Raw genomic sequence first — 22,307 nt, 5'->3', positions numbered from 1 at the left:
TGCCTCCGGGGTTATCCGCTGCCAGGTGAGTGAGACGGGCTCGTTCGCGCGCGGTGACGGCGATGACTGACGCCAGACGTACGCGCGCCACGCCGCGTCATGTCCGCCCGGCCACAGGCCGGCTGTCACGGGCCGGGCGGGCTCTCGCCGGGCTCCTCGTTCTGAGCATGACCGGCGCGTCGGTCGTGTCGGCCCCGGCGGACGCTCTGGCGGCGGGCACCCTCGTGTTCAACGAGCCCTTCCACGGCAACACGGCCGACGGCCTCGGCGCCGTGGTGCTGCCGGCGATGCCGGCCGGCTCGGCCACGACGAACTCGGCCTGCCTGAGCGCCTCGGGCAACACCACTACCGGGCCCCTGCTCAGCTGCACCGACAGCCCGGACAGCCCGGGGGCCGGCAAGCTGCGCCTGACGAACGCGACGACGAACAAGGCGGGTGGCGTCTTCGGCGCCGTCAGCGGGCCCACCTCGCAGGGGCTCGACGTGACGTTCAACACCTACCAGTACGGTGGGGGCAGCGCCGACGGCATAGCCTTCGTGCTGGCGGCGGTCAGCCCGACCAACCCCCAGTCACCGGCCAACCTCGGTCAGTTGGGCGGGGGCCTGGGCTACTCCGGCACCAACGCACTCCCCGGCCTGGCGTACGGCTACATGGGCATCGGGTTCGACGTCTTCGGCAATTACAGCACCACCACCTATCAGGGCACCGGCTGCTCGAACCCGTCCTACATCAGCAGCACCAAGATCGCCGGGCAGGTGGTCATCCGCGGGCCGGGCAACAACACCGTCGGATACTGCGCGATCAACAGCACGGCCACCTCGACGTCCTCCCCGGCCCTTCCCCTGCGGGCGAACACCCGCACGGCCGTTCCCGTCCAGGTGGGCATCAACCCCACCTCCGTCGTCCTGACCACCGCCGCCGGCATGTCCATCCCGGCCAACAGCTACAAGGTGCTGGTCACCCTGGTGGGGGGCGCGACCAGGACGCTGACGGGCACACTCCCCGCGGTCCCCGCGGGCCTCTACCCGACAGGGTGGCTGAACGCCAACAACGTCCCCCAGCAGCTCGCGTTCGGCTGGGTGGGTTCCACCGGAAGCGTGACCGACTTTCACGAGATCGACAACGCTACGGTGTACACGATCAGCCCCGTTCCCCAGCTGACCGTCGCCCAGACCAGCTACAGCGCCACGACGTCGCAGCCGGGCGACCCGGTGACCTACAGCGTCGTCGCGGGCGTCACCTCGAACCTGCAGGAGACCGGCGCGATCACCATCACCCAGACCCTGCCCGCCGGGACGGTGCCCGTGGGGGCGTACGGCACGGGGTGGGTCTGCTCGGCGCCGTCGTCGCGCTCCATCACCTGTACGAACTTCGCCACCCCGTTCGCGGCCGGGGCGACGTTACCGCCGCTCACCGTGGTGGGCATCGTCACCGGGACCGGCGTCACGTCGGCGCAGATCCAGAGCGGGACCGTGGTCACCGCGTCGTCGAACGACGGCAACCCCGCCTACCTGGCGACGGCGACCGCCGGCACGCTGCCGGCGACGCCCGGCGGCATAACCCTCAGCTCGAACGCGGGCACCATCGCCGGTGGCGGAGCGGTGACCGTGAGCGGGACGAACATCTCCAACGCCACCGCGATCGAGATCGGCACCACCGCCCAGCAGCAGGCGGGCACTCCGGTGGTCCTGCTGCCGTGTCCTTCGGGGGTCACCACCGGCTGCTTCGTCAACAACGGCAACGGCACCCTGACCATCCCCTCCATGCCCGCCAGGTCCTCGGCCGCCGCGGTGAACGTCACCGTCGTCACCCAGGGGCTCGCCGCGTCCGCCGCCTACACCTACACCTCCGCCCCCGCGGCACCCACCGCGCCCACCGCGACGGCCGGGACGACCAGCGCGACGGTGAGCTGGACGGCGCCGGCCAGTAACGGCAGAGCCATCACCGGCTACGTCGTGACCCCGACCCGCAACGGTGTGGCCCAGACCCCGGTGTCCTTCGACGCGTCGGCGACCACCAGGACGCTGACCGGGCTCACCGCCGGGGCGACCTACACCTTCACCGTCACCGCGGTGAACGCCGTCGGCACCGGCCCGGCCAGTCCGGCGTCGAACGCGGTCGTCCCCTACGACGTCCCCGGCCGGCCCACCATCACCGCGGCCACCGCGGGCACCTCCTCGGCGAACCTCACCTGGACCGCGCCGGCGGCCAACGGCAGCACCATCTCCAGCTACGTCGTCACGCCCTACGTCGCCGGTGTCGCGCAGCCCACCCAGACCTTCCCCGGCACCGCGACCACCCAGAGCGTCACCGGCCTGACGCCGGGGACCTCGTACACGTTCACCGTCACCGCCGTGAACGCGGCGGGTCCCGGTACGCCGTCCCTGCCCTCCTCGGCCGTCGTCCCCAACGTCGCGCCCGCCTTCACCTTCGCCGCACCACCGGCCGGAGAGGTGAACGTCGCCTACAGCGTCCCGCTGACCGTTACCGGCGGCACCACGCCGTACGTGTGGTCGGTGAGCGCGGGCACCCTGCCGCCGGGCCTGACCTTGAACGCCTCCACCGGCGTGCTGTCGGGCACCCCCACTCTCGGGGGCACCTACTCCTTCACCGCGATGGTGACGGACGCGAGCAACGTGAGCACCACCCGGGCGGTCACCCTAATCATCGCGGCGGCGCCCGTCCTGACGTTCCCGGCGCCGCCCAACGGCGAGGTGAGCATCCCCTACAGCATCCCGCTGACCGTCACCGGAGGCACCGCGCCGTACGTGTGGTCGATCACGGCGGGCAGCCTGCCGCCGGGCCTGACGCTGAACACCTCCACCGGCGTGCTGTCGGGCACCCCGACGCTGGGAGGCGTGTTCTCCTTCTCCGTCAAGGTGGTCGACGCCCTCAACCAGAGCAGCACCAGGACGGTGAGCGTGACGATCGCGGCGCTGCCGACGTTCACGTTCGCCGCTCCGCCACCCGGACAGGTCGGGGTCGCCTACAGCGTCCCGCTCACCGTCAGCGGAGGGGTCACGCCCTACACGTGGTCGGTGAGCGCGGGCAGCCTGCCGCCGGGGCTGACGCTGAACGCCTCCACCGGCGTGCTGTCGGGCACCCCGACAGCTACGGGCAGCTCCACGGTCACCTTCCGGGTGGTCGACGCGAACGGCCTGGCCGACACCAGATCCGCGACGCTGGTGATCGTGGCCGGACCCCTGGTCATCGTGAAGACGGCCAGCGCCTCCTCGGCGGTCCCGGGCGCCACGCTCAACTACACGATCACTGTGAACAACACCGGCACCACCGCCTTCACCGGCGCGACGCTGAACGACCCGCTGGCGGATGTCCTCGACGACGCGACCTACAACGGTGACGCGACCGCGAGCGGCGGCTCGGTCTCCGTGGCGGGCCAGACCCTGACCTGGACGGGCAACGTGGCGGCCGGTGCGACCGTGACCATCGGTTACTCGGTCACGGTGAAAAACCCCGACACCGGCAACAAGGTGATGGCCAACGCGGTGACCTCGTCGACGGTCGGCAGCACCTGCCCGGCGGGCGGCGTCGACACCCGATGCTCGGTCACCGTGACCGTGTCCGGGCTGTCCATCGTCAAGGTCGCCAACGTCTCGACGGCGACTCCCGGGGGGAGCATCGGCTACACGGTCACGGTGACGAACAACGGCCGGACCCCGTACACCGGCGCGACGTTCACCGACGCGATGGCCGGGATGCTCGACGACGCCGTCTACAACGCCGACGCGACCGCGACGACCGGCACCCTGTCCTACACCGCCCCCAACCTGGTCTGGACCGGAAACCTCGCGCCCGGCGCGAGCGCGAGCGTCACCTACTCGGCCACGGTGCGTAACCCCGACACCGGGGACCGGACCGCCTCCAACACGATCTCCTCGGCCACCCCGGGCAGCACCTGCCCACCGGGAAACCCCGCCCCGCAGTGCGTCGCCACCGTTACGGTCCTGATCCCGGGACTGACGATCAGCAGCAGCGCGGACGTGGCCAGCACCACACCCGGCTCGGTCGTGCACTACACGTTCACCGCTTCCAACACGGGCCAGACCCCTTATGCCGGGACGAGTATCACCGTCTCACTGGTGGACCTCCTGGACGACGCGACGCCCAACGGCGACATCTCAGCGACGACGGGAACCGTCGTCACCAACCCGGACGGCACCGCCACCTGGACCGGCGACCTGGCAGTCGGCGCCACCGTCACCGTCACCGGCTCGGTCACCGTGAACGACCCCGACACCGGCGACAGGGTCCTGAGGACCTCCGCCGTCTCCACCGCGCCGGGCAGCAACTGCCAGGTGGGCAACCAGGGCCCCGGGTGCTTCAGCGTCATCACGGTCCTGATCCCCGGCCTGACGATCGCCAAGACGGCTGACACGGCGACCACGACCCCCGGCTCGGTCGTGAACTACACGGTGCTGGTCACCAACTCGGGGCAGACCGCCTACACCGGTGCGACGTTCGCCGACGCGCTGGGCGGGGTGCTGGACGACGCGACCTATAACGCGGACGCCGCCGCGACCAGCGGCTCGGTCGGCTTCGCGGGCTCCACGCTGACCTGGACCGGCAACCTCGCGGTCGAGGCGAGCGCCACGATCACCTACTCGGTCACCGTCAACGACCCCGACACCGGGAACAAGACGCTGACCAATACCCTCACCTCGACCACCGTCGGTAACAACTGCCCCACGGGCGGCGGCGACGCCCGGTGCGCCGGCAGCGTGACGGTTCTCGTCCCGCAGCTGACGTTGGCCAGCACGACCCCGTCGAGCACCACGGTCCCGGGCGGCGTCGTGTCGTACACGTTCACGCTGGCCAACACCGGGCAGACCCCCTACGTGGGCATCAGCGCCACGCTGGGCGTCGAGGGCCTGTTCGGCGACGTGACCTACAACGGCAACCTGATCGCCAGTTCGGGCAGCCTCGACGTGCTCCCGGACGGCTCACTCCTGTGGACGGGGGACATCGCGGTCGGCGCGACGGCCACCATCACCGGTTCGGTCACCGTGAACGACCCCGACACCGGCGACAAGGTCCTCCAAACCTCCTTCACCTCCGCCGCGCCCGGCAGCACCTGCCCGAGTATCGGGGCGACAGCGCCCAGCTGCTTCACCCTGGTCACCGTCCTGGTCCCGGCGCTGACGATCACGAACACCGCCGACACCCAGACGGTCGCGCCGGGGGGCACGGTCACCTACACGACGACGGTGACCAACACCGGACAGACCCCCTACAGCGGCGCCCAGGTCACCAACCAGCTGGCCCAGGTGCTCAACGACTCTGTCTACAACGATGACGCGGCCGCGACGACCGGAACGGTCGCCTTCGCCGGATCCAACCTGACCTGGACAGGTGATCTGGCGACCGGGGGGAGTGCCACGATCACCTACTCGGTCACTGTCGACAACCCCGACCTCGGCGACCGGCAGATGACCAATGTCGCGGTGTCGTCCACTCCGGGCAGCACCTGCCCGGCGGGAGGCACCAACACGGCGTGCACCTCGACGGTGGCTGTCCTGGTTCCGGCGCTGACCGTGGTCAAGACCGCGAACGCCGCGACGACGACCCCCGGGGCCACCGTCGGCTACACGGTCACCGTCACCAACTCCGGGCAGACGCCCTACACGGGGGCCACCGTCACCGACGCGCTGGGCGGGGTGCTGGACGACGCGGTCTACAACGCCGACGCGACGGCGTCGAGCGGCAGCGTGTCGTACACCAGCCCCACCCTGACCTGGACAGGGGATCTGGCGGTCGGTGTAACCGCCACGATCACCTACTCGGTCACCGTGAACAGCCCCGACACGGGGGACGCCCTGCTCGTGAACACCACCGTCTCCGCCGCGCCGGGTAGCAACTGCCCGACGGGGAGCGCCGACACCCGATGCGCCGTCTCGGTACCGGTGGCGCGGCTGGTCATCTCTCAGAGTTTCGTCGGGAGCAGCACGACCCCCGGTTCGACGATCCGCCTCAACGCCACGTTCACCAACACCGGGAATGTCCCCTACACGGGGATCAGCATCGCCAGTCTCACCGCGGACGTCGTCGACGACGCCACTCCCAACGGCGACCAGACCGCGAGTTCGGGAACGCTGATTCTCAGCTCCACCGCGATCACCTGGACCGGCAACATCCCCGTCGGGGGCGTCGTCACGGTCACCGGCACCCTGACCGTGAAGAATCCCGACACGGGCAACAAGATCATAACTGGCACTCTGGTCTCGGCCGCTCCCGGCAACAACTGCCCGTCCGGCGGCTCCGATCCCCGCTGCACCTCTTTGATGGACGTGCTCGTCCCCGGCCTGACGATCACCAATGTCGCCGACACCAGCGCCACGGTCCAGGGGGGCGCCGTCGGCTACACGGTCACCGTCACCAACTCCGGGCAGACGGCCTACACCGGTGCGACGTTCACCGAGTCGCTGGCAGGAATACTGGACGACGCGGTCTACAACGGCGACGCGAGCGCGACGAGCGGCACCGCCGCCGTCGCCGGATCCACCCTGAGCTGGACCGGTGACCTGGCGGCCGGGGCGAGTGCGACGGTCACCTACTCGGTCACCGTGCGAAACCCCGACCCCGGTGACAGGAACCTGGCCGGCACGATCTCCTCGCCCACCACCGGCAGCAACTGCGCCCCGGCGAGCGGTAACGCGCAGTGCACCAGCAACGTGATCGTGCTCATCCCGGCGCTGACCATCGTCCAGACCGCCACTCCGACGACGGCGGTTCCGGGAAGCACGGTCACCTACACGGTCGTTGCCACCAACACCGGGCAGCTCCCCTACACGGGGGCGACGTTCACCGACTCACTGGCGGGTGTGCTGGACGACGCGGCCTACAACACCGACGCGAGCGCGACGAGCGGCACCGTGGGGTTCGCGGACCAGGCCGTGACCTGGACCGGGGATCTCGCGCCCGGTGCGAGCGCGACGATCACCTATACGGTCACCGTCGACAACCCGGATACCGGTGACGCGAGCCTCGTGAACACGATCACCTCCACCACCTCAGGGAACAACTGCCCGTCCGGCGGGACCGACCCCCGCTGTGGCACCACCGTCGCGGTCACCGCGATCACCACGCTGACCTTCGACAAGGCCGCGAACACCCTCTCGGCCGCGCAGGGCGAGACGGTCACCTACACCGTCACGATCAGCAACAGCGGGCTGACCCCCTACGTCGGCGCGACGTTCACCGACGACCTGACCGACGTCCTGGACGACGGGACCTACAACAACGACGCCGTGGCAGGCGCGGGCACCGTCGGCTACACCGCGCCTAACCTGACGTGGACCGGCACCGTCCCGGCCGGCGGGTCGACCACCGTCGTCTACTCGGTGACGGTGCGGGCCTCGTCCGACGGGACCCTCGTCAACACACTGGTCTCGACCTCACCGGGCGGCAACTGCGCCTCGGGGAGCACCGACCCGCGCTGCACGGCCACGGTGACCGTGGCCAAGCTGACCATCGTGACCACGTCCAACGCGGCGACCTATCTGCCGGGCGAGGTGGTGCACTACACGTCGGTGATGACCAATGCCGGGCAGACGCCGTACAACGGGATCAGTGTCCTGTTCAACGGGATAGAGGGCGTCGACGACAGCGTGCCCAACGGGGACCAGAGCGCTACCTCCGGGTCGCTGACCCTGGGGCTCGACGGGCTGACCTGGACCGGGAGCATTCCGGTGGGCGGCAGCGTCACGGTGACCGGCAGTATCACGATCAACAATCCTGACACCGGCAACAAGCTGATCACCCTCACCTCGGTCTCCTCGGCGCAGGGCAGCAGCTGCCCCGTGACGACCGCACCCGGCTGTACCAACTCGGTCACCGTGCTCACCCCCGGGCTGACGATCACCAAGGTCGCGGACCGGAGCGCGGTGCTCCCGGGCGGCTCGGTGGCCTACACGATCACGATCGCCAACAGCGGGAACAGCGCGTACACCGGTGCCGTCGTCACCGACACGCTGACCGGGGTGCTGGACGCGGCGACGTACAACGACGACGCGGCGGCGACGACCGGCACGGTCGGCCTCACGGGCGGGGTGTTGACCTGGACCGGTGATCTGGCGGTCGGCACGACCGCGACCGTCACCTACTCCGTCACCGCCAACAGCCCTCCCATCGGTGACAAGCTTCTGAGCAACAACGTCGCCTCCACCGAGATGGGCAGCACCTGCCCGCCCGGCAGCGGAAGCCCGGCCTGCAACGTGGGGGTCGTCGTCCTCACACCGATCCTGACGATCGTGAAGACGCCCGGCGTCACCTCGACCACCCCCGGGGGGACGGTCACCTACACGGTCACCGCCACCAACACCGGGCAGGTCCCCTTCGCCTCGGCGACGTTCACCGACGCGCTGGCCGGGGTGCTGGACGACGCGACCTACAACGCCGACGCGAGCGCCACGAGGGGAGCCGTCGCCTTCACCAGTCCCAACCTGACCTGGACCGGAGCCCTCGCCCCCGGGCAGGGGGTCACCCTCACCTACAGCGTCACGGTCGACACCCCGGGCACCGGTGACCAGATACTGGCCAATGCCGTCACCTCTGCCACCTCGGGCAGCACCTGCCCGACCGGAGGCACCGATTCGCGGTGCTTCAGCGAGGTGCCGGTCTCCAGGATCGCGATCACGAACGTGGCGAACGTCACCACGGCGATCCCGACCCAGGTGGTCAGCTACACGATCACGGTCACGAACACCGGGCAGACGCCTTACAGCAGCGTCGTGCTGAACGACCTGCTGGCCGGGGTGCTGGACGACGCGACCTACAACGGCGACGGGGCGGTCTCGGCGGGCGGCTTCAGCTTCCCCGGCGGCGACGAGGGAACCTGGACGTTCCCCCTGGCGGTCGGTGCCAGTGCCGTCGGGACCTTCTCGGTGACGGTGCTGAACCCGGATCCCGGGAACAAGATCCTCACCGCCGTGATCACCTCGGCGACCTCTGGCACCAACTGCCCGGTAGGGAGCGCCGACCCGGCCTGCACCTCGACGGTCAACGTGCTGACTCCCGTCCTGACCGTCTCCAAGAGCGCGGACCGGACGACGGTCACCCCCGGTGGGACCGTCACCTACATGATGACGGTCGCCAACACCGGCCAGACGCCGTACACCGGGGCGACGGCGACCGACGACCTCACCAAGGTGCTCCCCGACTCCGTCTACAACGCGGACGCGAGCGCCACGAGTGGCGCCGTCACCTTCACCAGCCCCAACCTGACCTGGACCGGTGACCTCGCGGTCGGCGCGACCGCGACGATCACCTACTCGGTCACCGTGCTGAACCCCGATCCCGGTGACAAGCTGATGGTCAACCGTGCCTTCTCCGACACGCTGGGCAGCACCTGCCCGTCCACCGGATCCAACCCGGCCTGCACGACCCTCGTCATCGTGCTCGTACCGGCGCTGACCCTCGTCAAGACGGCCAACACGGTGACCACGACCCCTGGGAGCACGGTCGGCTACACGATCACCGCCACCAACAGCGGGCAGACGGACTACACCGGCGTGACCGTCACCGATCCGCTGGCGGAGGTGCTGGACGACGCCGCCTACAACAACGACGCGAGTGCCACGACCGGCACGGTGGGCTTCGCCGGGCAGACCCTGACCTGGACCGGCGACCTGGCGGTCGGGATGACGGTGACCATCGGCTACTCGGTCACCGTCGGAGACCCGGACACCGGTGACCTGCTGCTCGCCAACGCCGTCACCTCGTCCGCACCGGGCAGCACCTGCCCGGTGGGTGGCACCGCCCCGGACTGCGCCTCGTCGGTGGCCGTCCTCATCCCCGGACTGGCCATATCCATCGTCGCCGACCGGGCGACCACGATTCCCGGCGGCGTCACCCGGTTCACCGTCACGATCGCCAACACCGGTCAGACCCCGTACGTCGGCACGAGCGTCGCCAACTCCCTCGCCGAGGTGCTGGACGAAGCGACCTACGACGACGACGCGGTCGCCACCGTCGGCACGGTCGGCCTCACCGGGCAGACCCTGACCTGGACCGGCGATCTGCCGGTCGGGGCGACCTCGACCGTCACCTATACGGTGAAGGCGAACGACCCCAACACCGGTGACACGAGCATGACCAGCGTCGTCTTCTCGTCCGCGACCGGCAGCACCTGCCCGGTGGGCGGCACGGACCCGGCCTGCAGCGTGACCGTCACCATCCTGATCCCCGCGCTGAGCATCGCGATGACCGCCGACACGGCGACCACGACCCCCGGGAGCACGGTCGGCTACACGATCACGCTCACCAACACCGGGCAGACGGACTACGCCGCCGCCTCCGTGGTCGCCGCGCTCAACGGGGTTTTCCCCGACTCGGTCTACAACAACGACGCGAGCGCCTCCACCGGCGTCTTCGACTACACCGCGCCGAACCTGACCTGGGTCGGATCCCTCGCGACCGGCGCGAGCACCACGATCACCTATTCCATCACGGTGAAGGATCCCGACCCCGGCGACAAGGCCTTGACCAGCGGCGTGAGCTCCACCACGCAGGGCAGCACCTGCCCGGTGGGCGGCAGCGCCCCGGCGTGCACGACGCTCGTGCGCGTCCTGGTACCGCAGCTCACGATCACACAGACCGCCGACACCGCTACCGTCGTCGCCGGGGACGTCGTCAACTACACGGTGACCCTGGTCAACACCGGCGAGACCGACTACTCCGGCGCCGCGTTCACCGAGCCGCTGGCCGGGGTGCTCGACGACGCCGTCTACGCGGGCGACGCGACCGCGACCGTCGGCACCGTCACCTACGCCGACGGCACCCTCAGCTGGGGAGGCGCCCTCGACATCGGCGACACCGCGACGGTCACCTACTCGGTCACCACCATCTATCCTCCGCCGGGCGACAAGACCCTGACCGGCACCGTCAGCTCCGTCACGGCCGGGTCGACCTGCCCCGAGGGGGGAGACGACCCACGCTGCACCACGACCGTCGCCGTCCTGACTCCCGGCCTCACCATCGTCAAGACCGCGAACGACAGCGGTGCCGTGGTGGCGGACGCCACGGTCCAGTACACGATCACGGCCACGAACACCGGTGAGGCTCCGTACGCCGAGGCCGCGTTCACCGACACGCTGGCCGGGGTTCTCGACGACGCCACCTACAACAACGACGCGACGGCCACCGTCGGCACCGTCACCTACACCGACGGTGTCCTCGGCTGGACCGGCGGCCTGCCGGTGGCGGCGAGCGCGGTCGTCACCTTCAGCGTGCTCGTCACCCAGGAGGGCACCGGCAACGCGATCCTCGACAACCGGGTCACCTCGGCGACGGTCGGCAGCACCTGCCCCGTCGGAGGCACAGACCCCGGCTGTTCCGTCCAGACCACCGTGACCCCCACCAGCATCACTCTCGTCGACCTGACCAGCGACTTCACCCTGGCCGGCAAACCGGATTCGACGGTTCGCCGCAACGAGGCCGTGACCATGACGGTCATCACGAACAGCTTCGACGGCTACACCGTCACCGTTCAGGCGGCGTCCACCGAGCTCACCTCCGACCAGCCGGGCAACGACGCCACCATCCCGATCGGGAACCTGCGCGTGCGCGAGAGCGGTACGTCGTCGGCCTTCCAGCCCCTTTCGACCACCAACCCGGTACTCGTCCACAGCCAGCCGGGTCCGTCCGCTCCCAACGGAGACGCCATCGGCAATGATTTCGAGGGGGACATCCCCTTCGTGCCGATCGGTAGCTATTCGGGGACGCTCACCTACGTCGCGACGGCCCAATGACACCGTGCCGTCACCGAGGCATCGCACACCACTCACCTCGTACACGAGCAATGTGAAGGAGAAAGCCATGGCATCGATCGTGATGACCCGTCCTTCCAGCGGCCCACGGCGCGCCGCGGCCATCTGCGGGCTCGGCGTGGCCATGGTCGTCGCCCTCGCCGCACCGTCATCGGCCGCGTCCGTACTCAAACCGCACCCCGAGGGTCCCGAGAGCAGGGGCGGGAAGGCGGCCGGAGGCGTACCCAGCCTGAGCATCAGCATCGACAACGGCCGGACCACCGCCGAGGAGGGGGACCGGCTCACCTATACCGTCAAGGTCCGTAACACCGGCGCGGCCCGGGTACGCGAGCTCGACCTCACCCAGACCCTGCCGACCGGCCTCAGGTTCGTCTCGGCGGACGGCCAGGGCTCGGCCTCGAAGGGGCAGGTCCGCTGGAGCGTCGACGTGCCGCCCGGCAAGGAGGCCACCTTCCACACCGTCGCGGAGGTGGGGGCCACGCCGGAGGACCTCCTGCGCCTGGCCAGCATCGCCTGTGCGAGCACCGAGGGAAGCGACAAGCCGATCGTCTGCGCCACCCACTCCGACCGGTTGCCGGCCGGCGCGGCGGCGGCCGAGGCCGCACACGTGGCGGCTCACCCCGTGTCGAGTCGCCTGGGGTACGTGGGCATGGGCGCCGCTGCCGCGCTGTCGGTCCTGGTACTGGCCGGGCTACTGCTCCTCCGCCGCTCCAGGCGCGGCCGCCACCTGCGGGAGCCGTCCTCGTAACGATCAGAGCAACGGAGTACGGGGGGCCGTGCTCCGTTGCTCAGGAGTGTGACCGAAGCTGCGCGTCCAGGCTCCAGATGCCGACCTCCACATTGACGACCCTCGTGCGGTAGAGCTCCCGCTCGGTCAGGATGCAGAGGTCTCCCAGTCCGAGTTTGGACATTACATGATCGGAGAATGGTGTCCCGGTTCCCGCTCCCGCGAGAAGCGATCGCAGGAAGTCCTCTCCCCACTCGACGGTGTGTAGCACCCATGGTGCCCGGCCGCTGATGACGAGTTTGAGAAGATCGCTCAGCTTGTCGGCATGCTGCCTGCGGAGCCGGCCGTCGGCGAGTTGCGCGATGTGGTTGCCGGTCTCGATGACCGCTGTGATGGGCAGGATGAGATCGCACTCCTGCCTTTTCTTCTTCAACTGGTCAATGACCGGCTGGTGATCCTGGTTTTTTCCGGGGATGTCGAGAAGGTTGCAGAGTACAGAGGTATCGACGAACTCCACTCTCCGTGCCATCGTTAGCCGATTCCCATCAGCCGGTCGAACTCGGTGAAGTCGCGATCCGGGACGGGGGCATGCTCCAGCAGGCCGGAGGTGACGACCGTACCGAGGTCGCCCTGGGCCATCAGGCCGGGATATCCCTCCATCTCCGGGAGTTTTCTGAGGTGGGAGAGTCCCGTGGCAGGGTCACGAGAGCAGACGACGACATGTTGGTGCTCTTCCGCCCGCAGTGCCGAGAGCAGGGCGGGGCTGTGGGTCGTGAAGATCACCTGGGACGCTTGGTCTTCGGTGGCCTGCCTGACGAGATCGAGGATCTGAGTGGCCTGGGAGGGATGTAGGCCGTTCTCCAACTCCTCGATGACCAGGGTGGGAGACCTGTTGTCGTCCGCCGCCCCGCGTCCGTCGAGGTCAAGGTCTTGCCCCTGTCGGAGCAGGCTGGTGGCGATGGCCGCGAATCTCAGCAGGCCGTCGCTCATCTCTCTGGCCGGTGTGATGGCCTCCTCCTCCCTGAGGGCCAGCATCACGTCATTGAGCTGCGAACGAATGATCTCAATCCCGGTTATCTCGTACTCGACGAGGCTTTGCACACGGGTGACAAGCTGTCGGAAACGCTGGGGGTCGTATTCCCTCATATGGTTGATCACCGCAGGGAGATTCTCCGCGGTTCGGCGCAGCCGGATGTCACGACTGGGAACGTACTGCCGCATGAGGTGGGGAACGGGATCAAGATGGAAGACCCCGCGAAGCGTCTCCAGTATGTCCTCAGCAGCGGTGATGACACGCTGCTCGGCCTCCGTCTCGCCCGCGAGCCGGAAGGGAAGCTGGCTCGTGAGGAGTCGGGTGGAGCGGAACGGCGCCTTGGGGTCTCGCCCCCGGCGGCCGTTGTACCAGGTGGCCTCGATGCTGCCGGTTCCCGGATTCGGGTCCGTTGTTCTGAGGAGGTCGTGCTCTACTCGGCCCAATGGGTTCCGCGTCGAACGGTTTTTACCTGAGAAGCCGGTGAGAGTCTCACCGATGATCTCCGGTTCCGGATGGAGTTGGATTCCAACATCAAGGTTGACGTAGAAATACCCTTTGCCGAGCCGGTCAGGAGCCAGGATGCTGCACCCCAGCTGAAATCGGTCCGCCCCATGGGGAGGGCACCCTTCTATGCCCCCGCGAAGGGGGCCCTCGTCGCCTCGCCTGCTGTCCAGCGCGTCGACGAGATCCGCTCCCGAGGCCAGCCGGGAGAGGACTTCAAGCCCGTCCAGGGCATTGGACTTCCCGCTGCTGTTGCGGCCGATGAGCGTGGTCGTCTCGCCAAGAGGAAGTAACGCGTCACGGAAGGTCTTGAACTCGGTGAGGCGTAGTGCCACCAGGCGGGACTTCATAGGGAAACCGTACACGCGCCCTCCACGACAGAGGGCGCGCACGCGGTCACTCGTCGCCGGTGAGGGAGAAGCTCCGCAGGCGGATGCCCGCCCAGACGACCGCGCCGATGGTGACGACGATCAGGGCCGGTACGGCGAAGCCGAGGGTGATCTCGGTGGAGAAGAACGCGGAGGAGGAGATCTGGTCGGCGATCGTCTGGGCCCACTGCTGGATGGAGAACCTGCGGGCGCCGGGGACGAAGTTGCCGACCACGCCCTCCCAGACGAGCGCGTAGACGATGCCGATCGTGACCGCGTGCCTGGTCAGCACGCCCAGCAGCATGAACACCGCCGCGTACGCGATCCCGCCGACGAGAGAGCCGAGCGCGAAGCCGTACGCGATGCCGGATTCGAGGTTGACGAGGATGTAGGCCGCGACGAAGGTCGGTACGGCGGCGAACAGCGCGAGCATCGAGGCGGCGACCACGAACTTGGTCTGGGCGATCACCGAGCGGGAGATCGGCTTGGACAGCAGGTGGATGATCGTGCCGTCGTCGATCTCGGGAGCGATCACCCCGGTTCCCGCGATGAGGCCGAGCAGCGGCAGCATGGTGCCGATGGCGAAGGTCTGCATGAGCGCGACGGCGGTCCGCTCGTCGGCGGCGCCGATGAACCTCATCAGCGCGGCCATGGAGATCAGCACGACGGGCAGCATGATCAGCAGCCAGATCCGGCGGCGGCCGAGGAGCGCCCGGTAGGAGATTCCGGCGATGACACCGTTCATGGTCAGCTGCTCCTGTTGATCAGGTAGGAGAAGACGCTCTCCAGGTCTTCGTCGGCGGGGGAGACCTGCATGATCCGGACGTTCGCGTCCCTGGCGACCCTGGGCAGCAGCCAGGTGAAGCGCCGGAAGTCGACGGCGTGCACCTCCAGGCCCGTCTCGGTCAGCGAGACGGAGCCCGAGGAGGCGTCGGCGATCAGTGCGGACGCGAGGCGGCGGTCGTCGCTGGAGCGGACCTTGAACAGGTGGGGGCGGTCGGTCATCCGGCGGCGGATCTCGCGGAAGTCCCCTGAGGCGGCGTGGCGTCCGGCGACGAGGACCTCGATGTGCTGGGCGACCCGCTCCACCTCCTCCAGGATGTGCGAGCTGAACAGGATGGTCTTGCCCGCGGTGCCCATGGAGCGGACCAGGTCCATCAGGTGCAGGCGCTGGCGCGGGTCCATGCCGTTGAACGGCTCGTCGAGCAGCAGGACCTGCGGGTCGTGGACGAGGGCCGCGGCCACCTTGACGCGCTGGCGCATGCCCTTGGAGTACGTCTCGATCCTGCGGTCCTTGGCGCTCTCCATCTCCACCAGGGCGAGGGCCTTGCGCGCCGCGTCGTCCGGATTGGGCAGACGGTGCAGCCTGGCGCTGGACAGCACGAACTGCCAGCCGGTGAGGAAGCCGTAGACGGCCTCGCGCTCGGGGACCAGGCCGATGGAGCGGTAGATCTGGTGGTTGCGCCAGATGCGGTCGCCGTCGAGGGTGACGGTGCCGCCCGAGGGGGGCAGGAAACCGGCCATCATGTGGAGCAGCGTGGACTTGCCCGCGCCGTTCGGGCCGAGCAGTCCGGTGACGCCGGGGCCGACGGTCATGGTGATGTCGTTGACGGCGACCACGTTGCCGTACCACCGGGACACCTGGGCCAGTTCGATCTTCATCGGGAGGCCGCCTTACGGTAGCGCGCGATCAGGGCCGTGAGGGACAGGGCGATGAGTGCGATCATGATCGCTCCCGCGACCAGGGTTCCACCGCTCTCGGGGTAGATGACGCCCGCGCTGGGCTCCGCCCCGAAGATTCCGACGTGGATGGCGGCGTCCACCAGGAAGAAGGGGTTGATCAGCCAGGCCCACGCGGCGGCCCCGTCGTTGCCCATCGACTCCAGCGTCGCGAACAGCACGGTCGACACGGCGGAGGCGAGCAGGTAGAAGGCGATGACGGAGGCCACGCCCAGGCCGCGCCTGGGGGTGAACGAGGCGATGGCCACGCCGAGGCAGGCGAGCAGCAGCGCGTAGCCGAGCGCGCCGACCATGGCGGTGAGGTATTCGAAGGTGTGCGTGTCGCCGGGCAGGTCGATGACCACCTCGCCGATGTAGAGCACGGTGAGCGGCACCGCGAGCAGCAGGAACATCGCGGCCGTCATCGCCGCGAGCTTCGCGCCGACGTAGTCCCAGATCGTCACCGGGCGCGACAGATAGAGCGGCAGCACCCGGAAGCGCAGGTCGGGCGCGACGGTGTACGGCGACTGCGAGGCGAGGAAGATCGCGAGCACGGCCTGCATGACGATGGCGTACTCGCTGTAGCGCATCCCCTCCTGCTTGATCAGCGCCATGGCCGCGATGGAGACGACCGCGGGCAGGAGCATCACGCCCAGGAGCACGAATGGGATGATCTTCGAGCGGGCGGTGCGCCCGAGCCCGAAGATCCCGCGCAGGCTGTGCACGGTGAGCGCGACGGCGGCCTGGCCGCGGCCGAGCCGAGCCCCCTCGTAGTGGCGGTATCCGATGTCGTGGATGACACCCGTGGGTTCGGAGACGGACTCAGACATTGACGGGCTCCCTGAAGACGTCCTCGATGCGCTGGCGGCCCTGCTCCACGCGTACGAGGCAGAGGTCGAGGTCGCAGACGGCGTCGCGGAGCGCGTCGAAGGTCTCCGGCGCGCGGACGTGGACGAGCAGCATCCTGCCGTGCGGGGTGACGGTCTCGCCCAGTTCGGTGAGGCGGGCCGCCAGCGCGTCCTGGCCCTCCTCGACCTCGACGGTCACCGTCTGGGTGATCTGGGTGAAGTCCCCGATGGAGGAGGAGCGCAGCAGCTTGCCGCCGTCGATCACGATGACGTGGTCGCAGACCCGCTCCAGTTCGCCCAGCAGGTGGGAGGTGACGAGCACGCTGATGCCGAACTCCGAGCCGATCCTGCGGATGAGCGCGAGCATCTCGTCGCGGCCCCGGGGGTCGAGGCCGTTGGTGGGCTCGTCGAGCAGGACCAGGCGCGGGTCGTGCACCAGGGCCTGGGCGAGCTTGACGCGCTGCTTCATGCCGGTGGAGTAGCCGCCCATCGCCCGGTAGCGCTCCTCGTACAGCCCGACGTGGCGCAGGACGTCGGCGGCGCGCTCGCGGGCCGCGGTGCGCGGCAGGCCGGACATCTGGGCCATGTGCACGGTGAACTCGGTGGCGGACAGGTCGGGTGGCAGGCAGTCGTGCTCGGGCATGTAGCCCACGATCCGGCGGATCTCCGCGCCCTTGGTCGTCACGTCCATGCCCAGCACCTGGGCACTGCCCGCGCTGGGTTCGAGGAGGCCGAGGAGGATCTTGATCAGCGTGGACTTGCCCGCGCCGTTGGCGCCGACCAGGCCGGTCACACCGGAGCCGACGGTGACGGTGAGCTGGTCGAGCGCCGTCACCCGGGGGAAACGTCTGGTTAGTCCCTCGGTGGCGAGGATAGTCATGCTCGGACACTATCCGTCGCCGCAGGTGCGCACCTCCGTCATGCGAAGGAGTCTCCCCTCGTCCGAAAGGCCAATTCTCAGCTGTTATCTCCCACCCGGGCGCGCCGGCAGCCGCATGCCGAACCGGGACCAGTAGGCCCTCTGGACGAGCAGCGTCACCACACCGGAGATGACCATACCCGCGACGTTCACCCCGAGCTGGACGGCGGAGGCGGCCATGTCGCCCCAGCGGGCGAGCGCGGCGGCGACCGCGAAGTATCCGGCGGCGGGGACCGTGGTGACCGAGATGAAGACGCCGACCAGGGCCGAGGACTTGCCCGCGGTGACCGAGAGCACCCCGGCGGCCCCCGCGAGCAGCGCGACGATGAACGACCACCTGTCGGGCTTCACGATGAACTCGATCTCCTCGTGCCCGGTCGCGAGGGTGCCCACGCCGATCCAGCCGAGCCCTCGCGCGGCCAGCGCACAGACGAAGGTGATCGTGATGGCGACGGCGAACCCCAGGACGAGGGTCCTGGCCGCGCGGCCGATGAGGTTCCCGTCGGTACGGAGCAGGCCGAAGCAGATGGCCGCGATCGCGCCGAACTCGGGTCCCAGCACCATCGCGCCGATGATGAGGATCGGTGAGTTGACGATCACGCCGATCGCCGCGAGCAGCGTGGCGATCGTGAGGAACGCGAGGAAGGCCCAGGTGAGCCGGGTGTCCTCGTCGACCCGCTGGGCGAACTCCGCCCAGACCACGGCGTCGTCGCTGTCGCCGGGTGCCTCCTCCTGGGCGCGCTCGGCCGCCTGTGAGATCGACAGGTCGATCTGCTCGGCCGCGATCGAACCCTTCGTGTGGAGGCCGAGCTCCTGGAGCCGCTCGATCACCTGGTTGGCGGCCTCACGGGCGATGTCGAACTGGACGAGGTCCCCGGCGGGGGAGCGCGCGACACCGGGGAACAGGACGATGTTGAGGACGCCGACGCACTCGTCGAGCACCTTCAGCACCTTGTCCGTCAGCTCCGCGGGAGTGATCACACGTAGATGCAGCACGGGCCAACCCTAGGACCTGGATCCCGGCACGCTGAAGCCAGAAGCCGTACGGTCGTTGTCCGCCTCTTTCCAGGTTTCCGACTGCCCGGGCCGGTGTGGGCGCGGAGCCCGTCAGGGAACCTTGAGGGCGGGGTCGGCGCTCAGGCGCCGGAGCAGGTCGGCAGTGCGGGAGGCCCGCTCGGCGTCCTGGCCGGTCCGGTGGTCCGACTCGATGGCGTCCGCGAGGGCCTTCAGTTGGTACGGCGGCAGGAGGGCGTGCGCCGCGCGCAGCCGCAGCAGGATTTTGCGGCCGCCCTGCTCCTGGGCGTACAGGTACAGGTAGGGGAGCCGGTGGCCGGTCAGGTCACGGGCCCTTGAGCACTCGGGGAAGGAGTCCAGCCAGACGCGGGCCCGCGCGAGATCCACCCTGCGCGTCGTGAACGCGCCGTGGACCTCCACGACGCCTCCTTCCATCTCCGCACGAAAGCGGAGGATGCCGAGGAGGACGATGAGGAAAACCACCATGACCACGGCGAAGGGCAGCATCAGGATCAGAGAGGGGTCGTCGAGGGAGAATCCGACGGCCCGCTCGATATTCGAGATCGCGAACAGTGGGAAGCCGACGAAGGGGACGGTGAGAAGTATGGCACCGATCTTCATGCCGGTGCTCGCGCCGACGCTCAGCTTCAGCGGACCATGAGATGAGATACTCACATATTAGATACTAATCTACTCTTCTGGCCGGGGCTTGGTGCTGTTACGGCATGCATAACCGCAGGCGGGGAAGTTTTTTGCCTTCGATGGGTGAGTGGCCGAAATGAGGGCCGGAAAGGTAACGGGGTGTCACGCCGAAGGTCCGCTGTGTCATGATCATGGCTCTGACGTGCGAATCTGTATTCGGGCGGTTACTGATCGCATCTCGTCTTCCGGTTTCGGGGAAGGGGTGGACGTGCGTTCTCGCCGTGCCTGAGCGGGAACGGACGACCTATTCGGAGGATACCTCCGCGACGTTTATTCAACCAATTCTGTCAATAAAACACTGATATTTCCCATCGTTCACTCAATGACCATTGAGAATGACTCGCAGGTATAGGCTTCCGCTGTTCCTGGTGTGGTGTCGCCCTTTTCGTCGTCGCCGCCTACCGGCGGGCCCCAAGGCCCGGTCGCCCGCCCGGCGAAGGTGACGGGCGGCGCCTGTCCCGGCGGGGCGCGTGGACGGCACCACCCGCGCGTGCACCCGAGGTCACGGACGGCATGGGGGTGGGATGGCGACGGCCGGCGAATCGGATCGGACCGCTTCCGGCGGCGCGGCGCGCCGGTACCGCCGCGACCCGCTGGGGTTCGTCGAGTGGGCGGCCCGCGAGCACGGCCCGGTGTTCCGACTGCCCGACGACGGGTCACTGTGCGTGGCCGACCCGGTCGAGGCCCTGCGGGTGCTGCACAACGAGGAAGGCCACTACGACGAGGTGTCCGACTTCTTCCATGTCCGCGGCGGACGGCTGGGGCCGCGGGAGACGCAGGTCGCCATCGGGCGCGCGGCGCGGGCGACGGTGCGCGCCCACCTGGCCGCCCACCGCGAGCGGCTGCCCGCCGTCGTGGCGGGGCTGGGGGAGGTCAGCGAGTGGCCGTCGGCCGGGCGCACCGCCGCGCACCGGTTCCTGGCCGAGGCGCTGCTGCGCCCGGACAGCCCGCCGGCGCTGCGGGAGCTGATGACGCGAGTGGTGGAGCGCGACGTCCTGATCCGTCCCGGCGGCCGGCTGGCACGCGCGGCGCGGACGGCGCTGTGGGCGCGCGTGGTGCGGGCGGTCGCCGGCGAGGTACGCGCCCGCCGGGCCGGTCGGGCCGGTCTGGGTCCCGGTCGCCCCGGCGACCTGCTGGACGCCGTGCTCGGATCCACCCCGCCTGACACGCCCGCCGCGCAGGTCGCCCAGGTGTACCTCCTGCTGTTCCGGACCTCGGTGGCGCCGGTGGGCCACGTGGTCGGCTGGGCGCTGCTGGCGGCCGCCACCCACGGCGTCGACCTGGCGGACGTGCCCGCGGAGGCGGCCGTACGGGAGTCGCTGCGGCTGTGGCCGGTGGCATGGCTGCTGGGCCGCCCGGTACACCGAGCCCACCGGATCGGCGGCGTGCGGCTGGAGCCGGGGGAGAGCGTGTCGGTCTGCGTCTACCTGCTGCACCGCGACGAGCGGCACTGGCCGCAGGCCACCCGGTTCCGGCCCGGCCGGTGGGACGGCCCCGGCCCCCGCGGGGCCTACCTGCCCTTCGGCGGCGGCCCGTTCACCTGCGCAGGGGCCGCTGTCGCGCAGACCCTGGCCACCGGCCTGCTCACCGCCGTGAGCGACGGCGCCCGCCTGGAGGTGCGCGGCGGCCACGGGCGCCCCCACGTCGCGGGCATCATCACCCCGCCCCCGTTCCAGCTGCGCCGGACCCCCATCAGGCCCTGACCGCCAGCGACCACCAGGAAAGGAGGTGAACTCCATGAGGAAGTTGCTGCGCCGTGTTACCGGCCGCCGGGTCAACCGGCAGGCATGGTTCATCTGGTAAGACTCTCTCCCCCGGCCGCGCCCGGCCCCCGACGGCCCGGCGCGGCCCCCGACGGGACGTCCGCGCTCAGGGAGGCGCTCATGACGCATGTGGACGAGACGCTGGCGGCGTACGAGAGCGTCGCGGCACGGTACGACGAGCTGAACGCGCGGATGGACACCGCCACCCTGGTGGACCGCTACGTGGAGATGGCGGACCTGTACGGTACGGGCGGGCGGCGGCTGCTGGACGCCGGGTGCGGGACCGGCCGCAGCAGCGTGGCCTTCCGCGAGCGGGGGTTCGAGGTGACCGGCTACGACCTGTCCCCGGCGATGGTGGCGATGGCCGGGAGCAGACCCGGAGCCGAGGAGATCCGGTTCCTGGTGGGACGGCTGCAGGAGCCCCCGCCGGGGCTGACCGGCTTCGACGTGGTCGCCTGCGTGGACCTGCCGATGGCGTACCTGACCGGCACGGACGAGCTGCGGCGGGCGCTGGCGTCGGCGCGCGACCAGCTCGCGGGGGACGGGGTGCTGATCTTCGACCTGAGCACCATCGGCTACTACCGGCGTACGTTCGGCGTCCCGACGGTCGCCGACCGCGGGGACCGGTACGTGGCGTGGTTCGCGGCGTCACCGCGGATCGAGGCCGACGCGGTCGTGGTCACCCAGTTCGACCTGTTCGAGCGGGCCGGCGCGGGCTGGGAGCGGGTGTCGATGCGGCACGTGCAGCGGCACCGCTCCGACCGGACGGTGCGCCGGGTGGCCGAGCGGGCCGGGCTGCGCGTCGTGGCCACCCGCGGGCTGGTGGGGACGTCGGCGCGGGAGCCGGCCGACGAGGACGGCCATGACCGGATCCTGTACGTCGCCCGCCGGGCCGGCTGAGTCTCCTCCGGACACCGAACCGGTGCTACG

At 69.6% G+C, this 22,307-nt stretch carries 12 protein-coding genes; 4 read left to right on the top strand and 8 right to left on the bottom strand.

Annotated elements, in window-relative coordinates; genetic code table 11:
- The first annotated feature begins 62 nt into the window (after positions 1-62).
- The gene (locus tag ABZ664_RS04695; RefSeq protein ID WP_362502990.1) at positions 63-11,765 is read left to right on the top strand and encodes a fibronectin type III domain-containing protein; all 11,703 of its coding nucleotides are present in this window, start codon (positions 63-65) and stop codon (positions 11,763-11,765) included.
- 67 nt (positions 11,766-11,832) lie between these two features.
- A complete protein-coding gene (locus ABZ664_RS04690; RefSeq protein WP_362502987.1) occupies positions 11,833-12,531 on the top strand; it encodes a hypothetical protein in 699 nt (232 codons plus the stop codon).
- A gap of 40 nt (positions 12,532-12,571) precedes the next feature.
- Here the strand turns inward: ABZ664_RS04690 and ABZ664_RS04685 are convergent, their stop codons facing one another.
- The 8 genes from ABZ664_RS04685 to ABZ664_RS04650 all read right to left on the bottom strand — a co-directional run bounded on the left by ABZ664_RS04685 (position 12,572) and on the right by ABZ664_RS04650 (position 19,587).
- Positions 12,572-13,027 (bottom strand): hypothetical protein, encoded by a 456-nt coding sequence (locus ABZ664_RS04685; RefSeq protein WP_362502984.1) that lies wholly within the window; start codon positions 13,025-13,027, stop codon positions 12,572-12,574.
- 14 nt (positions 13,028-13,041) lie between these two features.
- Complete coding sequence (locus tag ABZ664_RS04680; RefSeq protein WP_362502981.1) at positions 13,042-14,394, bottom strand: ATP-binding protein; 1,353 nt, start codon at positions 14,392-14,394, stop codon at positions 13,042-13,044.
- A gap of 46 nt (positions 14,395-14,440) precedes the next feature.
- Complete coding sequence (locus ABZ664_RS04675; RefSeq protein ID WP_362502978.1) at positions 14,441-15,157, bottom strand: ABC transporter permease subunit; 717 nt, start codon at positions 15,155-15,157, stop codon at positions 14,441-14,443.
- A gap of 2 nt (positions 15,158-15,159) precedes the next feature.
- Complete coding sequence (locus ABZ664_RS04670) at positions 15,160-16,074, bottom strand: ABC transporter ATP-binding protein (protein WP_362502975.1); 915 nt, start codon at positions 16,072-16,074, stop codon at positions 15,160-15,162.
- Positions 16,071-16,961, bottom strand: a complete 891-nt coding sequence (locus tag ABZ664_RS04665; RefSeq protein ID WP_362502972.1) for an ABC transporter permease — start codon at positions 16,959-16,961, stop codon at positions 16,071-16,073. The genes ABZ664_RS04670 and ABZ664_RS04665 overlap by 4 nt, the downstream gene beginning before the upstream one ends.
- Positions 16,954-17,859, bottom strand: a complete 906-nt coding sequence (locus ABZ664_RS04660; RefSeq protein WP_362502969.1) for an ABC transporter ATP-binding protein — start codon at positions 17,857-17,859, stop codon at positions 16,954-16,956. Before ABZ664_RS04660 ends, ABZ664_RS04665 begins: the two co-directional genes overlap by 8 nt.
- Positions 17,860-17,943: 84 nt before the next feature.
- Complete coding sequence (locus ABZ664_RS04655; RefSeq protein ID WP_362502966.1) at positions 17,944-18,894, bottom strand: DUF389 domain-containing protein; 951 nt, start codon at positions 18,892-18,894, stop codon at positions 17,944-17,946.
- 111 nt (positions 18,895-19,005) lie between these two features.
- A complete protein-coding gene (locus tag ABZ664_RS04650) occupies positions 19,006-19,587 on the bottom strand; it encodes a hypothetical protein (protein ID WP_362502963.1) in 582 nt (193 codons plus the stop codon).
- A 551-nt stretch (positions 19,588-20,138) separates the two neighbouring features.
- On the opposite strand from ABZ664_RS04650, the gene ABZ664_RS04645 reads away from it, so the two are divergent.
- Both ABZ664_RS04645 and ABZ664_RS04640 read left to right on the top strand, forming a co-directional pair.
- Entirely contained in the window at positions 20,139-21,317 is a 1,179-nt protein-coding gene (locus tag ABZ664_RS04645; protein WP_362502960.1) for a cytochrome P450, read from the top strand.
- 180 nt (positions 21,318-21,497) lie between these two features.
- Entirely contained in the window at positions 21,498-22,277 is a 780-nt protein-coding gene (locus tag ABZ664_RS04640; RefSeq protein ID WP_362502957.1) for a class I SAM-dependent methyltransferase, read from the top strand.
- Positions 22,278-22,307 lie beyond the last annotated feature (30 nt).

Source organism: Streptosporangium sp. NPDC006930 (genome assembly GCF_040635605.1).
In the GTDB taxonomy this organism is placed as follows: Bacteria; Actinomycetota; Actinomycetes; order Streptosporangiales; family Streptosporangiaceae; genus Streptosporangium.
Note: the sequence above shows the minus strand (reverse complement) of the source record. Positions and strands in the feature narration are given on the sequence as shown.

Coding starts and splice junctions, on each gene's coding strand:
- ABZ664_RS04695 (WP_362502990.1), top strand. CDS start 63: ATGACTGACGCCAGACGTACGCGCGCCACGCCGCGTCATGTCCGCCCG.
- ABZ664_RS04665 (WP_362502972.1), bottom strand. CDS start 16,961: ATGTCTGAGTCCGTCTCCGAACCCACGGGTGTCATCCACGACATCGGA.
- ABZ664_RS04660 (WP_362502969.1), bottom strand. CDS start 17,859: ATGACTATCCTCGCCACCGAGGGACTAACCAGACGTTTCCCCCGGGTG.
- ABZ664_RS04680 (WP_362502981.1), bottom strand. CDS start 14,394: ATGAAGTCCCGCCTGGTGGCACTACGCCTCACCGAGTTCAAGACCTTC.
- ABZ664_RS04670 (WP_362502975.1), bottom strand. CDS start 16,074: ATGAAGATCGAACTGGCCCAGGTGTCCCGGTGGTACGGCAACGTGGTC.
- ABZ664_RS04640 (WP_362502957.1), top strand. CDS start 21,498: ATGACGCATGTGGACGAGACGCTGGCGGCGTACGAGAGCGTCGCGGCA.
- ABZ664_RS04690 (WP_362502987.1), top strand. CDS start 11,833: ATGGCATCGATCGTGATGACCCGTCCTTCCAGCGGCCCACGGCGCGCC.
- ABZ664_RS04645 (WP_362502960.1), top strand. CDS start 20,139: ATGGCGACGGCCGGCGAATCGGATCGGACCGCTTCCGGCGGCGCGGCG.
- ABZ664_RS04675 (WP_362502978.1), bottom strand. CDS start 15,157: ATGAACGGTGTCATCGCCGGAATCTCCTACCGGGCGCTCCTCGGCCGC.